Below are 14,615 nucleotides of genomic sequence, written 5' to 3'. Positions count from 1 at the left end.
ATTACGTAGAATTTTTACGTCAATATATTTTTTCAGCATTTTGCGCAAACAATCGCTCTTATTTTGCCTAAAAATTTATCTTGCACGTATCATTTCTTCTATTTATGTAATTCTACTACCAAATGGAGGTGCTTTCATGATGCGCGAACCAGTCTCGAGCGTCGTCGATCCGATCGGCGGCGGAATGAGCGGAAATACGGGCCGGTACGAAAAGCGGCTGAGCGATCTGGCAGGGCTATATGCTGATCAGGATGCGCATACGGCGCTTTTGCAAACGTTGAGCGATCCGGTCGTCTACGACGTCGAGGACTTCAAGCCGGGCACGCATAGCGGCGATCTTATCTACGGCGTGACGCGGATGAGCCCTGGGCGTGTCGGGGACGAGTTCTTCCTGACCCGCGGCCATATTCACGCGAAGGCCGACCGGCCGGAAATCTACTACGGCCAGAAGGGACATGGCCTGATGCAGCTCGAATCGCCGGAAGGCCAGACGCGCATCATCGAGATCCGGCCGCAGACGATCTGCTATGTGCCGCCCTACTGGATTCACCGCTCCATCAATGTCGGCGACGAAGATCTGGTCATGGTTTTCGCCTACCCGTCCGATAGCGGCCAGGACTACGGCATCATCGAAGCGTCGAACGGGATGCGCCATCGTGTCGTGGCCATGCCCGGCGGCGGCTGGGAGCTTGTGGAAAACAAGGCCTACCTGCCGCGTTCGGCAGAGCATGCACGCACCCTTATCAAGACATAGGCCTGAAACAGCCTCACCGGCAGAGGAAACCAGCCATGAAAAACCCTATCGATCTGATCGCCAGCCTTGGTGTCGTCCCCGTTATCGCGATTGAGCGCGCCTCCGATGCCGTGGCGCTTGCCGACGCCCTTCTGGAGGGCGGCCTGCCGGTTGCCGAAATCACGTTCCGCACGGAAGCGGCAGCCGAAGTTATGGCTGCCCTGCGCGATGCCCGTCCCGAGCTTTGCATCGGCGCCGGAACGGTTCTCGACAAGCCCAATCTCAAGCGGGCGATCGACGCCGGTGCACGTTTCGGGCTGGCGCCCGGCTTCGATCCTGAAATCGTTGATGCCGCCAAGGATGCCGGATTGCCATTCTGCCCCGGCATCATGACGCCGTCAGACCTGACGCTTGCGTCGGCTCGCGGCGTGAAGCTTGCCAAATTCTTTCCCGCAGGCGTCGCCGGTGGCCCGAAGGCCCTCTCGGGCATCGCCGCACCGTTTGCCCATCTGGGAATCCGGTTCATACCAACCGGCGGTGTGACTGAAGCCACGATCGGTGAATGGCTGGCCATCAAGCAGGTTATCGCGGTCGGCGGAACCTGGATCGCCAAGACTGAAGATATTCGCGACGGCCGCTTTGCCGATATTGCCCGCAATGCCGCCGCAGCCGTCAAGGTCGCGAAGGAAGCTTTGGAGAAGCGCGCGTGAGCACCTATCAGCCAGCCACCCAGCCGACGCTCTATTTCATCGGCGTCACGACGGGCAAAAGTTCGATCATGAAGGTGTTTCCTGCATGGGCCGAATATCTCGGCCTCAAGGATGCGGTGATCAAGGGCATCGATTTCAAGCTGCACGCCGATCCGGCCGCTTACCGGAAAGCCGTCGAATTCATCCGCGACGACCCGTTGTCGATGGGCGCGCTTGTCACGACTCACAAGATCGACCTTTTCCACGCATGCCGGCACCTTTTTGACGTCATCGATCCGCATGCGCTTCTGATGGACGAGACGAGCTGCATTTCCAAGCGCGGCGGCAAGCTGATCTGCCATGCGAAGGATCCGATCTCGTCGGGGCTGTCGATCGATGCCTTCCTCGGCGAAGACTATTTCGAACACAGCGATGCGGACCTGTTTTCGATGGGCGCCGGCGGCTCGACGATCGCGCTGACCTGGCACCTGATGCGCAAGTCCCGCGGCAGCAACGTTCCCGCGCGTATCGTCGTCACCAATCGCAGCCAGCACCGTCTGGACGAGATCAGGCGCATTCACCAGCAGGTCGAGACCGCGGTCCCGATCGAATATCTGCTCGCGGAGACGCCGGCGGCAAACGACGCCGTTCTAGCATCCCTGAAGCCGGGATCGCTTGTCATCAATGCGACAGGCCTCGGCAAAGACGCGCCTGGCTCGCCGCTGACTGACGCCGCCATTTTCCCCGAGCGATCCGTCGTCTGGGATCTGAACTATCGCGGCGACCTCGTCTTTCTCGATCAGGCGCGGCGGCAGCAAGCCGAAAAGGCGCTGCAAGTCGAGGACGGCTGGACCTATTTCATCCACGGCTGGACGCAGGTCGTGGCGGAAGTCTTCGACGTGAAAATTCCGCCGTCGGGACCATCTTTCGATCGCATTTCGGAAATCGCACTCGCTGCGGCGGGGAGGTAAAAATGAACCAGCGCATCCTTGTGACCCCGCGATCGCTGACCGCAGAACCGCACCCGGAGGTCGAGAAGCTGAAGGAAAGCGGGTTTGAAATCGTCTATTCGACTGCCGGCGCCATGCCCACCGAGGAAGAGCTGATCAATCTGGTGCCGGGCTGCGTCGGCTGGCTGGCCGGCGTCGAACCGGTGACGCCGAGAATCATCGAGGCTGCGGAAAATCTCAAGGTCATCAGCCGTAACGGCGTGGGCGTCGACAACCTTCCGCTCGACGTTCTCAACGAGCGTGGCGTGCAGATCATGATTGCCGAAGGTGCCAATTCGATGGGCGTGGCGGAGTTGACGATCGGCCTGATCTTCAGCGCTCTCCGGTCAATTCCGCTCTCGGATGCAGGCATCAAGTCCGGTGGCTGGCCGCGGATGCGCGGCGCGGAAATCCATGAACGGACCGTCGGCATCATCGGCTGCGGGGCGATCGGCCGCGAAGTTGCCAGAATGGTCATTGCCCTTGGCGCCCGCGTCATCGCCTTCGACCCGGCCCGGCCCAACCTGGACCTGCCGTCCCAGGCTTTTGCCTATGCCGAGGTCGATGAAATCATCGCGAAGGCCGATATCGTCTCCCTTCACTGCCCGCTCCCGCGTGACGGCTCGACATTCCTCGATCGGAACCGGATTTTTTCGAGCAAGCACGGTCAGGTCCTGATCAACACGGCCCGCGCCCGCCTCGTCGATGAGGACGCCTTGATCGAGGCGCTGGATGCCGGACAGATCGGCAGCTATGCGACGGATGTGTTTGAACAGGAGCCGCCGCTCTCGCTGTCGCTTGCCTCGCACCAGCACGTCATCGCAACGAGCCATATCGGCGGCTTTACAGCAGAGAGCGTCGATCGTGCCACGCGTATCGCGGCAAACAACCTGCTCTTCGCGTTGAAGGCCTGAGATCGGCCATGACCGGACGCCTTGAAGAAACTACTTTCAGCGCCCCGCTGGCAGACTATCTAAGCAAGCCGCCGGCAAAGGGTCTCCGGCTGTACTGGCTGGGACAGGCGGGTTTCGTCATCGATATCGACGGCCGCAGACTGGTGATCGATCCGTATCTGTCGGACACGCTGGCGGAAAAATATAGAGGCACCGAGCGCCCGCACGAGAGGATGATGCCGCCGCCGGTTTCAGCCGATGAAATCGCGTTTGTCGATCTAGTGCTTTGCACGCATGCGCATACCGATCATATGGACCCGGGGACGCTCAAGCCCTTGCTGGAGAAAAACCCGTCTGCGGGTTTGCTCGCCCCGCGGGCGATGCGCCAGCAAGCGATCGATCGTTCCTGCGTGGCCGAATCCCGGATTGTTCTGACCAATGCCGGTGAGACCGTGTCGCCCCTCCCCGAGCTTACGATCCTGCCGACCGCCTCTGCGCACGAAGCGATGGAAATCGACGCTGCGGGAGACTGCCGTTTCCTCGGCTATGTCATAGCGGCGGATGCCGTTCGCCTGTGGCACTCCGGCGATTGTATTCCTTTCCCTGGCCTCGAGCGTGACGTCTTGGCGCATCGGCCGGATATAACCTTGCTGCCCGTCAATGGGCGGCGCCCCGAGCTGTCGCAAAACGGCGTGGCCGGAAATTTTTCGCTGCACGAGGCAATCGGCGTTACCCGGCGGATCGGCGCCCGGGATATGGTGGCCCATCACTATGGCCTCTTCGCTTTCAATACCGAAGAGCCGGAAACGATCGATGCCGCGATTGCGTCGACCGCCGACCTAAGAATTCATCGCGCTCAAACGGGACTGAGCCTGTCGTGGCGCGCGGAATGAAATGAAGCGCCTCTGTTCTGGCGGGGGCGGTCTTGCTCTGGAAGATTGAAGCTTCTAGCCTTGCGTCAGACATGCAGGAAAGGCGATCCGAATGGATAGCGACATCCGGACCAACAGCGGCCGGAACATTATCGAAATCATCAGGACGATGCGTTCGGAATTGCGCAAGTCGGATCGAAAGGTCGCGGACGTGGTGCTTGACGATCCCCGCCGCATCATGAACGCGACAGTTGGTGAAACGGCAGCGCTTGCGGAGGTCAGCCAGCCGACCGTGCTGCGCTTTGCGACGGCGATCGGCTGCAGCGGATTTCAGGATTTCAAGATCAGATTGGCCCAGAGCCTCGCGCTTGGGACACCGGCAACGCATTCGGTCCTGCTCGACACCGACGAGCCTGAAATCGTCGCCGAAAAGATATTCGACTACACGATGACGAGCCTCGACTGGGCGCGAACCCGGCTGGACAAGGCGGCACTGCATAAGGCGATCGAAATCCTCTCGAATGCCCGCTCGATCGTGTTTTTCGGTTTCGGCGCCTCGGGTATCGTCGCCCGCGACGCCCAGCAGAAATTCCCTCTGTTCGGCGTGCCGTGCGGCGCGGAACTGGACTCCCACCAGCAGCTGATGGTCGCCTCGATGATGAATCCGGGCGAGGTGGCTTTCGTGATCTCTAATACAGGCACCACGCGCTCGATCATCGAGATCGCCCGCATCGCTCGGGAAAACGGGGCCTCAGTGATCTGTCTAACCGGATCGGAATCGCCGCTCACTAATTACTGCGACGTTTCGCTGATCGTCGAAACACTCGAGAACACTAACATGTATACGCCGACGATCTCTCGGATCGCCGCACTTGTGGTCATCGACATATTGTCGACCAGCGTCGCGATGCGCCGCCCGTCGGATGATCAGGCACGTATTCATCAGATGAAGCGGCAATTAAGTGATATGCGCAAAATGCAGCCTATCTAGCGCTAGACACGGTTTCGAGAAAATAGTCCCGTCTCGCGGCTGGATTTAACGGTGCTTTGGGCGCTCTTGGAAGGAGGGCGACAGCCATGGCAACAGCGGCTCGCACAGCAACAATGGCACGCATAGCAACAATGGGGCCCGAGGCGGCAACTCAAGCCATGGCAGCCCAAAAACACAGCAGAGCACGAAGGGCAAGTCCAGCGAGGCGGGCGACAAGTCGCATTTCGCGAAAACTGACAAGAGCGTCACCGTCACTAAGGAGAAGAACGCGTCTGCGCAGCTTGCTGGCTTGAACTCGCTAAAGCGCAACTACAGAGCCTACTTGAACAGCTCGGACCCGCGCTTGACTGCGATTGCAGCCTACGCGGTGGCCTACGCCCGATATGAAATCGACAACGGCGTCGAGCCATCCGAAGATGATCCGATCCTCGGCGATGAGGCACTGGAGGATGCACTGGCTTCGGCAAGCAAAACGGGCGAGGTCAGCCCGGCGGTACTCGATCAGGCAAAGGCCATCCGGCGCCTTTGACGGGTTATGGTCGGTAATCGATTCTTTTACGGGCTGGGCGGTGGTCGTCCGCGAGGTTCCCCTTGATGCCCTAACACGGGGAGAGGCAACCGATCTGGTCGATCTAATGAATGATCGCGACCTTCAGGCTCGTGAGATCCTCAAGCGTTTCGAGTGACCTCGGGCTGGGTTGTATCAGTCTTTGGCCGCAAACGATTCTCTAACTTGGCCTGCTGGCCCTCCCAGACGCGAAGCCTGGGCACCGAAGTTTGAGCGATGCCCGTCCGTGCCGGTAGAGATCGATGGAGTCCATTCTCGTCTGTGGTGGCTGCAGCTTCGCGCATAAAACCGCCCGACCTGCTCACAGATCCTCAGGCCAGAAAGGTCAATGCATTCAGTCTCGAGCGTTCGCCGTCATGCGTGGCTTGGCCATGCGCTTCAATGGCATCTTGCGTGGCAGGAGCTCTCAAGCACTGGGGGATTCATGACCTTCGATGAAGTTTGTCGATCTCGGTGAAGACTTTGGTTGAGCCGATCCAGTCAGCCTTCGGGCAAGCCAGCGTCACGCAGACCCGATAAGATACGGGCCATAATAGCAGAGGGCCACCATGTAACCCTGACTTTGGCAAGCGTAAGGTCGGGATGGCTCTCTCGCAATCGAAGGCAGGCACGTCGTGCCTCATCCAATCTGCCGGCGTGGACATAGGCGCTGACGAGCCACCGCAGAGCCCAACTCGCGTCAGGCTGCTGGCTAAGGCCTCTTTGGATCCAGGTAATCGCATCGTCGTATCGCCCGTCAACGAAATGGGCGGCGCCGACGCCGACGTCCGCCATATAGGCGATCGGATCGAGCGGGCTCAGCCGACGGAACCGCGCAAAATGTCCGAGCGCGGACGCGGAGCGTTCGCGATACACATCAAGCCAACCGCTACGCAGCCAGGCCCAGGCTGAATTCGGATCGAGCGAACGCGCTCGCTCAAGGTGTGTCTCTGCCACGTCGAAGTCCCGTGCAAACGAATGCGCCGCTCCAAGGATCGCGAGAACCATCGGGTCATCGTGGCTGAGCGAGGCAGCGCGCTGTGCAAGGCACAAGGCCTCATCCCGGTCACGGCCTGGAGCGTCGGTCCAACCATACACGGCGCGTTGCGCGTGGCACCATGCGAGCAACGACAGAGCGAAGGGATAGTCAACGTCATGGGCAAGCGCTTGAGTGAGAAGCGAGCGGGCCGTTTCGTTCTGATCCTTGTCAAGCGACCAGACGAGCGGGAACGCTCTCAACACGAAGTCGTATGCGTCCAGACCAGATAAGTCGATAGCCGAAACCTACTCGGACCGAATGGCTACTCGCCTGCTCGCATGCGGATGTCCCGCATAGCATGCGCATCCTAAGATTGCATTTGTAACGACAATCTCGTAAAAGGTTTGAGTGCGCAATCGTAACGGAGCCGCTACGATGGATACGATTCTGACTGAAGGCTTTGACGCAGCTTTGACCCTGACCGACCATATCGAACATCTGCCGGACAGGAAGCGGCGCGAACTGGCGCGCATCCTCCAGATCCTGTTTGCCGAGGTCGAGCGCTTCCGGGCGAGCAAATTGTCGGCCAGGCGCCAGACCGGCAAGATCCTGATGGTCCTGCTCTACGGCTCGTACGCCCGTGGCGACTGGGTCGAGGATCACCTGAGTGGCTACCGTTCCGACTACGACCTCCTGATTGTCGTCAATAGCAATTCCTTTGCAGAGGAGCAGGAGCTCTGGGAAGGCATTGAAGAGCAGCTTTTAAAGGAGCAGATCGCGCATCGTATCGAAACACCGGTCGTGCCGATCATCCACACGCTGGCCGATGTCAATGACCAGCTCTCCCGCGGCCGGCCTTTCTTCGTCGACATCGCCAGGGACGGCGTTGTCCTCTACCAGCAGCCCGGTCATTCGCTGGCGCAGCCGAAGCCTCTGACGGCGGAGGAGCAACACTATGAAGCAAGCCAGTATTTCAACGAATGGTTCGAGCTAGCTCGGCATTCGGTCAAGCTCGCCGAAACCAGCATGGCCGACGGTGTACCGCGTCATGCCGCCTTTAATCTTCATCAAGCGACTGAGAAATCGTACCATAGTATCCTGCTGACGCTGACGCTCTACAGCCCCAAATCCCATCGTCTGAAGGTTCTTCGCTCTCAGGCCGAGGGGATAGATCTCAGGCTGGTAGAGGCTTGGCCGCGCGACAGCCGGTTTTCACGGCGCTGCTTCGAATTGCTGGCGCGGGCCTATGTGGAAGCCCGATATTCCTCGAAATACACAATCACCAACGAGGAACTCGCCTGGCTGGTTGAGCGCGTCAAGGTCTTGCAGACACGGGTGGAAACAATCTGCAGAGAACGGCTTGCCTTATAGTTGCCTCCCAGGCCGCGTATGGCGCTGCGGCCGAAGAGACCCAGCATGTCGAGCAAGGGAAGCCTGTAACCACGCGTGTCGTCAGCTCGACGAGCCGGCCTTGCGGGCTGCATCCAGACTATCAAGAACCGCCGCACCGAGAAACATGGTGTCACTGGCGAGGACAAAGAAGCTGATCCCTGCTCCGCGCCATCTGCCGACATCGGCGGGCGACGGGCGGAAGATGCCAACGGCGCGACCCGCGTTCAAAGCCGCTGACGTGATCGTCCTGATCGCACGGTCCAGCTTGTCCTGGCCGGCCGGGCCCATGGCATCGATAGAGACCGATAAATCTCCAGGACCGATGAAGATCAGATCCACGCCTTCAACGGCAACGATCTCCTTGATGTTGGCCAATCCCTCGGCGGTCTCGACCTGGATCGCCAGTACGAGCATGTCGTTGGCCTTCGCCAGATAGTCCGGAATACGGTAGCCGTAACCCGCCGCCCGGCCGGGGCCAACGCCGCGGCTGCCGATCGGCGGGTAGCGAGTGGCAGAGACGGCGGCCCTTGCCTGCTCGGCGGTCGAAACTCTCGGAACGAGGACGCCGCCCGCGCCGGCATCGAGGACGGCCGCGATCGCTTCAGGCGCGTGGCCGGGAACACGCACCATCGCCTTTACCGAATGCACATCCGCCGCACGCACGAGATCCTCGATGCGCTCGCGTCCGATCTGGGCATGCTCCCAATCAATGCAGATGAAATCTGGTTGGGACTGCGCCATCACCTCGACGGCGACGGGATGCGGGATCGCCGAAAAGGTGCCGACGAGCAGCGCGCGTTCGAGACACTTCGTGCGAAAATCATCCATCTGAGCATCTCCCATCCAGAATCCAAGGTCCAAAAAAGGTTTAGACATAAAGCAATTTGCTCTCAAGCTTAAAACATGGTCAAGCTGAGAGCCAGGCAGCGCAAAAGCTGCGTGGACAGAGGGAGGACCATCGTGAAGCAGCATCCGCTCAAAGGGGCAAACCGCCTCAAGCTCGGCGTTTTCTCCGCAAACGCGGATGGCGGCCTTGCGATCACGGACGTCCCGGAGCGCTGGACTGCCAGCTGGGCCGACAACCTCACCGCCGCACAGATCGCCGATCGCACCGGTTTGGAGTTCCTGCTTCCAATCGCCCGCTGGCGCGGGTTCGGGGGCAAGAACCGGGTGCGCGAATGGTCTTTCGAGACGTTCACCTGGGCAGCCGCCCTTGCGGCTTCCACCAAGCAGATCGGGCTGTTCATGACGGTGCATGTGCCGCTTGTCCACCCGCTCTATGCGGCAAAGGCGCTGGCAACGGTCGACCACGTCAGCAATGGCCGGGCCGGGCTGAATATTGTCTGCGGATGGAATCCAAAGGAGTTTGCCATGTTCGGCACGTCGCTGGTCGAGAAGGGATATGACCAGGCGGAGGAGTGGCTTCAGGTGCTGGAGCGTGCCTATACGTCGGATATACCGTTCGACTACGATGGCACCTATTACAAACTGAAGGAGGCCATCAGCCGTCCAGCCAGCTTGCAAACGCCGCGTCCGGTCACGATGAACGCAGCGTTCGGCGGACCGGGTCGGGATTTTGCAGCGAGGAACTGCGACTACCTGTTTACGACCTTCTCGGAGATCAACGAAGCAGGAAAACATGTGGCCGACATCCGCGACCGCGCCCAGCAGCACCACCGCGAGGTCGGCGTCTATACCGTGTGCCACGTCGTCTGCCGGCAAACCCAGACCGAGGCTGAGGACTACTATCATCGCTATGCCGTCGCTATGGCCGACCACGAGGCGGTCGACACCCACATGGCTGGCAAGAAGGAATTCTCGCAATCGCATGATCGCGAGGCTTACGATCGCTATCGCCAGCGCTTTGCCGGCGGTGCCGGCAGCTATCCGCTGGTCGGAACACCGGAGCGCATCGCCGAAGAGATGATTGCGATCTCACGGCAAGGTTACGCCGGCATCGCGCTTTCATTCGTCAACTATACGCAGGAGCTACCCTTCTTCTGCGATCGCGTCCTCCCGCTTCTGATAGGAGCCGGCTACAGACAGTGACCGATCAGAGGCGCTTGAAGACCGGCTCAACGCGCAGATTGAATCGACCTCTCCGGCTCGAAACTCCATCGCAGGAAGAATAGGATAGTACGAATGGCCCTTGGCCCTGTTTCATCGCGGACGACGATCCAGGAGGCAGTTTACCAACAGCTGCGCAATGCCCTCATGGTTGGCCGATTTGATCCCGGACAGACGCTGACGATTGCCTCGCTCGCAGAAACATTCGGCACCAGCAACATGCCGGTTCGTGAAGCGTTGCGCCGGCTGGCAGCCGAAAATGCTGTCGAGGTTGCCCCGAACGGTTCGGCGCGAATTCCACCGGTGACCGCCGCCCGGCTGGATGATCTTGCCCGCGCCCGGATCGCCGTCGAGGGCCTCGCCACCGAACTCGGTGGTCCACGTCTGACAGCTGCCGATATCGCGCAGCTTGAATTAATCGTCGAGCAGCAGCATGCGACAGCCCGTGAGAACGTCTACGAACTCATCGAGATGAACCAGCGGTTCCATTTCACTATCTACCGGGCCTCGGGATCGGAGGTCCTATTGCAGCTGATCGATACGCTCTGGCTCCGTCTCGGACCCTATATGCGGCTGCTGTCGGGCGTGGTAGCGCCGCTCATCGACAAGGGTGAGCTCGATCCGGCGGGTCTGCACGATGTCATCATAAAAGCGATCAAGGCTCAGGACTTTGCCGCGGCCCGCGAGGCTATCGGCAACGACATCCGGCACACGCACGAGACGCTGCGGAGCTATTGCGGTGGCAAGGGCGGCTGGAACGCTCGCTGACGGTTGACATGTGGAGCTCCGAAATTAGTTGAACTCTAAAATTGTTTGTGATCAAATGATCAAAACAGGCCGCGGTGACGAAGACGGCCATGCGGAACAGTCAATTGCAGGAGCAATTATGAGCCTATCGGCATCCCCATTGAAGGTTACTGGCCAGAATGGCTTCCCGGTCGACGAAATCCGCGCAATGTTCCCGGCCATTCAGAAGGCCGGCGACTTCATTTTCCTCGACAATGCCGGTGGCGCGCAGGTCCCACAGGCCGTCGTTGACGCGGTAGCGACCCATCTTGTCGACTTCAACGTCCAGCGGATGGCCAATTACCGGCACAGCCAGGGCGTAGATCGCAATCTCGACGAGGCACGCGAAACTGTGGCACTCCTCGTCAACGCCTATCGCCCGGAAGAAATCTCCTTCGGCCTCAACGCGACCTCCTTCATCCGGCTTGTCAGCCTCGGCATTGCCAAGATGCTCGGCGACCGCAACGAGATCGTCGTCACCGACATGGACCACGACGCCAACATAGCCACTTGGCTTGCGCTTGAGGCGGACGGAGCCAAGGTCGTCTGGTGGCGGATGCGCGACGACGGCACTCTGCACGTTGAGGATCTGAAGCCGCTCCTCAACGACAAGACGCGTCTCGTCGCGTGTACGGTCACGGCCCATTCAATCGGTACTATCGTCGACGTTGAAGCCGTGGGGAAACTCGCACATGCCGTCGGCGCGGAGGTGTTTCTCGATTGCGTCCACTACGGTCCGCACGGCCTCATTGATGTACAGGCGTGGGATTGCGATTATCTGGTCTGTTCCGGATACAAGAATTTCTCCCCGCATATGGGCTTCCTCTGGGGACGCTACGACGCGCTCTGCAGGCTTCCGACGTTCAAGGAAGACTTCATCCCCGATGTGCCGCCCTACAAGATCGAAGTCGGGACGTTCACTTACGAGAACGTCGCAGGCATGAATGCTGCCGTGAAATACCTCGAGGCGCTCGGTCGCCGCTTCCTGGCCGGCGCCGGTCATTCGCGCCGCGAGGCGCTGGCGGCAGCGATGGGCGCGATCCGCGACTATGAATTGACGCTGTCTCGCGACATGATCGGCGTTCTTAAAAAACACGGCGCAGTCATCTACGGGGTGTCTGACGAAGCCCGGCTTTCAGACCGCGTTCCAACCATCTGCTTCAACATTCCAGGTGTCACGCCACAGCAGATCGCAGCGGATATGGGAGAGGCCGGCATCGGCTTGCGTGATGGTCACATGTTTGCGCCCCGACTGATGAAACGGCTTGGCTTGTCGATGGAGCACGGCGCTGTTCGCGTCTCGCTCGTTCACTACAACAAGCCAGAGGAAATCGCACGGTTCGACAGGGTGCTTGGCGAGATTCTTGCAAAACGAAAAGCCTAGCGGCGGGCAGCCGCTCGCGGCAAAACTGTCTCGGGCGCTACGAGACCTTTGAAACTTAAAATTTCCCTTGAATTGCGCCCGACTTCGAATAACGTTCTCCCGCCAGGCGCTGGCCTCGCTTCAAGCTGCAGGCGCTAGGCCAGACATGTAAGGACTGATCCTTGTCTTTTTGGTCATCACCACTCTCCGCGGAAACGAAAAAGGCCCGCCACGCCTTCGATGGCATCCGCGCGCAAATCCGCGATCTCAGAACGGATAACATCGCAGCCCTGGCGATGCGGGCCCGCGAACTCGGAGATGTCATCCCGCTCTGGTACGGCGAAGGTGATCTGGTGACGCCGGCCTTCATCCGCGAGGCCTCCAAGGCGGCGCTGGACGAAGGACAGACATTCTACATCCCGAACATGCGCGGGCTCGACGCCCTGAACCAGGCCCTCAGCCGCTATCAGTCCGACCTGCACGACCGACCGATCGCAATCGAACGGACGACCGTGGCGCCGAGCGGCATGCAGGCGCTCTACATCGCCCTGCAGCTTCTCGTCGACATCGGAACCAATGTCGTATACGTCGCGCCGCAATGGCCGAACATCCACAATGCGATCCATCTGATCGGCGGCGAGCCCCGCCCCGTTTCGCTTGACTTCGATACCGATTGGCGCCTCGACCTCGACAAGCTGTTTGCCGCTTGCGATGCGCGTACGCGAGCCATCTTCCTGTCGACCCCGTCCAATCCCACCGGCTGGACGGCAAGCGCAGAAGAGATGCAGGCGCTCCTCGAGTTCAGCCGGCGTACCGGCATCTGGATCATATCCGACGAAGTCTACGGTCGCCTCTATTTCGAGGGCAACGTTGCACCTTCGATCCTCCAGATAGCCGACGACACCGATCGTGTGATCTCGATCAACAGCTTCTCCAAGGCCTGGGCGATGACCGGCTGGCGGATCGGCTGGCTGTCTCATCCGTCCGGCATCGCCGATCAGCTTGCGGCCATGACGCAGTATATGAACAGCGGTACTGCAGGCATGATCCAGGCTGGCGCCGTTGCCGCCCTGACCAAAGGTGAACCGCTCGTGGCGGAAATCCGCAACAAGGCAAAGGCCGGCCTCGACCTTGCCTACGAACGGCTCGCGAGGATCCCTGGCATGATCCTCCCCGACAAGCCGCGGGGTGGCATGTATGCCTTCTTTGCCCTTAAGGGCCGCGCCGACGCGCGCGAGGCCTGTGCCGACATTCTTGAAAAGGCCCGTGTCGGCCTGGCGCCGGGCCATCTCTTCGGCAATTCCTCCGCGGCATTCCTGCGCATGTGCGTATTCCGCGACATCGAACAGATAAGGATTGCGCTCGATCGCATGGTCGACGCGATGAAATGACGCTCCGCCCCAGGGCGGAACGGGATACACCGGCGCCGGCAAAAACCCGGCGCAGGCCAATAAACCAGAGGGAGATAAAAATGAGCCTGACCCGTCGTAACCTGTTGGCCCTTGCGGCCGCCATCGGCCTTGCCGCCGGAGCCTCCACCGCCTATGCCGCCGATGTCCTCAATGTCGGTTCCTACCCGAGCAATCCGCCCTTCGAATACAAGAACGACAGCGGCGCCTTCGAAGGCTTCGAGGTCGATATCGTCACCGAAGCTGCCAAGCGTGTTGGCCTGAAGCCCGAAATCGCCGACTACGGCTTCCAGGCACTGTTTGCAGGCACGACCTCCAAGCGCATCGACGTGGCGATCTCCTCGATCACCATCACCCCTGATCGTCTGAAATCTCAGTCCTTCACCCAGCCTTACTACGACTCCGACATGGGTGTGGCCACAAAGGCAGACAGCGCCATCAAGGGTCTTTCCGATCTCAAGGGAAAAACAATCGGCGTGCTCTCCGGCTCGACCGGCGACAAGTGGGTCAAGGATAATACGGCAGCCAACGGCTTTGCCGACGTCAAGGGCTACAACGCCCAGCAGGAAATGTTCCTTGACCTCGGGGCCGGCCGTGTGGACGCTGTTGTCAGCGACATCCCGGGCATGGAGTATCTCTTCGTCAAGATGAAGGGCTTTGCCATCAAGGATCGCATCAAGACCGGCGAACAGTACGGCCTGATGATGTCCAAGGATCATCCTCTGCTTGAGAAGATCAATGGCGCCATCACCGAAATGAAGAAGGACGGCACGCTCGCCAAGATCCACAAGAAGTGGTTCGGCAGCGACGCACCGGCCGGCTCGTCAACGATCACCGAACTGCCGATCCCGAAGGCATAAGCTCGCAACCGAGTTTGGATCTGTCATGCCGGCCCCTGGCCGGCG

At 60.1% G+C, this 14,615-nt stretch carries 14 protein-coding genes and 1 pseudogene; 13 read left to right on the top strand and 2 right to left on the bottom strand.

All coding sequences use genetic code 11. From position 1 onward, the window contains the following. Positions 1-136: 136 nt before the first annotated feature. The 7 genes and pseudogenes from FHT76_RS36170 to FHT76_RS36140 all read left to right on the top strand — a co-directional run. Complete coding sequence (locus FHT76_RS36170) at positions 137-754, top strand: glucose-6-phosphate isomerase (protein WP_259186452.1); 618 nt, start codon at positions 137-139, stop codon at positions 752-754. A 35-nt stretch (positions 755-789) separates the two neighbouring features. Next, the gene (gene eda / locus FHT76_RS36165) at positions 790-1,443 is read left to right on the top strand and encodes a bifunctional 4-hydroxy-2-oxoglutarate aldolase/2-dehydro-3-deoxy-phosphogluconate aldolase (protein ID WP_183758637.1); all 654 of its coding nucleotides are present in this window, start codon (positions 790-792) and stop codon (positions 1,441-1,443) included. Further along, positions 1,440-2,393 carry a shikimate dehydrogenase gene (locus tag FHT76_RS36160; RefSeq protein ID WP_183758635.1) on the top strand — a complete coding sequence of 318 codons (954 nt, stop codon included), beginning with the start codon at positions 1,440-1,442 and terminating at the stop codon, positions 2,391-2,393. The genes eda and FHT76_RS36160 overlap by 4 nt, the downstream gene beginning before the upstream one ends. Positions 2,394-2,395: 2 nt before the next feature. Continuing rightward, entirely contained in the window at positions 2,396-3,325 is a 930-nt protein-coding gene (locus FHT76_RS36155) for a phosphoglycerate dehydrogenase (protein ID WP_183758633.1), read from the top strand. Between the two features lie 8 nt (positions 3,326-3,333). Then, positions 3,334-4,197, top strand: coding sequence for an MBL fold metallo-hydrolase (locus FHT76_RS36150; protein WP_183758631.1), 864 nt, complete (start codon positions 3,334-3,336; stop codon positions 4,195-4,197). A 91-nt stretch (positions 4,198-4,288) separates the two neighbouring features. Then, positions 4,289-5,167: an SIS domain-containing protein gene (locus FHT76_RS36145; protein ID WP_183758629.1), complete on the top strand. Its 879-nt coding sequence runs from the start codon at positions 4,289-4,291 to the stop codon at positions 5,165-5,167. A 76-nt stretch (positions 5,168-5,243) separates the two neighbouring features. Then, positions 5,244-5,684 (top strand): annotated as a pseudogene (locus tag FHT76_RS36140) (hypothetical protein); the annotation flags it as partial. Between the two features lie 531 nt (positions 5,685-6,215). On the opposite strand, the gene FHT76_RS36135 reads toward FHT76_RS36140, so the two are convergent. Then, positions 6,216-6,956: a tetratricopeptide repeat protein gene (locus FHT76_RS36135; RefSeq protein WP_183758627.1), complete on the bottom strand. Its 741-nt coding sequence runs from the start codon at positions 6,954-6,956 to the stop codon at positions 6,216-6,218. A gap of 172 nt (positions 6,957-7,128) precedes the next feature. Between FHT76_RS36135 and FHT76_RS36130 the strand changes: the two genes are divergently transcribed. After that, positions 7,129-8,064, top strand: coding sequence for a HEPN domain-containing protein (locus FHT76_RS36130; RefSeq protein WP_183758625.1), 936 nt, complete (start codon positions 7,129-7,131; stop codon positions 8,062-8,064). Positions 8,065-8,145: 81 nt separating this feature from the next. On the opposite strand, the gene FHT76_RS36125 is transcribed toward FHT76_RS36130, so the two are convergent. Further along, the gene (locus tag FHT76_RS36125; protein WP_183758623.1) at positions 8,146-8,913 is read right to left on the bottom strand and encodes an HpcH/HpaI aldolase/citrate lyase family protein; all 768 of its coding nucleotides are present in this window, start codon (positions 8,911-8,913) and stop codon (positions 8,146-8,148) included. Positions 8,914-9,042: 129 nt separating this feature from the next. Here FHT76_RS36125 and FHT76_RS36120 point away from each other — a divergent pair, with 129 nt between their 5' ends. From FHT76_RS36120 to FHT76_RS36100, 5 genes are all read left to right on the top strand, one after another. Then, positions 9,043-10,134 carry an LLM class flavin-dependent oxidoreductase gene (locus tag FHT76_RS36120; protein WP_183758697.1) on the top strand — a complete coding sequence of 364 codons (1,092 nt, stop codon included), beginning with the start codon at positions 9,043-9,045 and terminating at the stop codon, positions 10,132-10,134. A 93-nt stretch (positions 10,135-10,227) separates the two neighbouring features. Further along, entirely contained in the window at positions 10,228-10,920 is a 693-nt protein-coding gene (locus FHT76_RS36115; protein WP_183758621.1) for a GntR family transcriptional regulator, read from the top strand. A 118-nt stretch (positions 10,921-11,038) separates the two neighbouring features. Next, positions 11,039-12,322 carry a cysteine desulfurase-like protein gene (locus tag FHT76_RS36110; protein ID WP_183758619.1) on the top strand — a complete coding sequence of 428 codons (1,284 nt, stop codon included), beginning with the start codon at positions 11,039-11,041 and terminating at the stop codon, positions 12,320-12,322. 161 nt (positions 12,323-12,483) lie between these two features. Further along, positions 12,484-13,692 (top strand): pyridoxal phosphate-dependent aminotransferase, encoded by a 1,209-nt coding sequence (locus tag FHT76_RS36105; RefSeq protein ID WP_183758617.1) that lies wholly within the window; start codon positions 12,484-12,486, stop codon positions 13,690-13,692. Between the two features lie 80 nt (positions 13,693-13,772). Continuing rightward, complete coding sequence (locus FHT76_RS36100; RefSeq protein ID WP_183758615.1) at positions 13,773-14,570, top strand: ABC transporter substrate-binding protein; 798 nt, start codon at positions 13,773-13,775, stop codon at positions 14,568-14,570. The last annotated feature ends 45 nt before the right edge of the window (positions 14,571-14,615 follow it).

This window comes from Rhizobium sp. BK176 (genome assembly GCF_024808055.1).
The sequence above is the reverse complement of the archived record's forward strand: the minus strand, read 5'-3'. Positions and strand labels throughout refer to the sequence as shown.

What these genes read in the sequence shown, in the direction of transcription:
- FHT76_RS36155 (WP_183758633.1), top strand. Translation starts at nt 2,396, where the DNA reads ATGAACCAGCGCATCCTTGTGACCCCGCGATCGCTGACCGCAGAACCG.
- FHT76_RS36110 (WP_183758619.1), top strand. Translation starts at nt 11,039, where the DNA reads ATGAGCCTATCGGCATCCCCATTGAAGGTTACTGGCCAGAATGGCTTC.
- FHT76_RS36170 (WP_259186452.1), top strand. Translation starts at nt 137, where the DNA reads ATGATGCGCGAACCAGTCTCGAGCGTCGTCGATCCGATCGGCGGCGGA.
- FHT76_RS36145 (WP_183758629.1), top strand. Translation starts at nt 4,289, where the DNA reads ATGGATAGCGACATCCGGACCAACAGCGGCCGGAACATTATCGAAATC.
- FHT76_RS36115 (WP_183758621.1), top strand. Translation starts at nt 10,228, where the DNA reads ATGGCCCTTGGCCCTGTTTCATCGCGGACGACGATCCAGGAGGCAGTT.
- FHT76_RS36100 (WP_183758615.1), top strand. Translation starts at nt 13,773, where the DNA reads ATGAGCCTGACCCGTCGTAACCTGTTGGCCCTTGCGGCCGCCATCGGC.
- FHT76_RS36130 (WP_183758625.1), top strand. Translation starts at nt 7,129, where the DNA reads ATGGATACGATTCTGACTGAAGGCTTTGACGCAGCTTTGACCCTGACC.
- eda (WP_183758637.1), top strand. Translation starts at nt 790, where the DNA reads ATGAAAAACCCTATCGATCTGATCGCCAGCCTTGGTGTCGTCCCCGTT.
- FHT76_RS36150 (WP_183758631.1), top strand. Translation starts at nt 3,334, where the DNA reads ATGACCGGACGCCTTGAAGAAACTACTTTCAGCGCCCCGCTGGCAGAC.
- FHT76_RS36125 (WP_183758623.1), bottom strand. Translation starts at nt 8,913, where the DNA reads ATGGATGATTTTCGCACGAAGTGTCTCGAACGCGCGCTGCTCGTCGGC.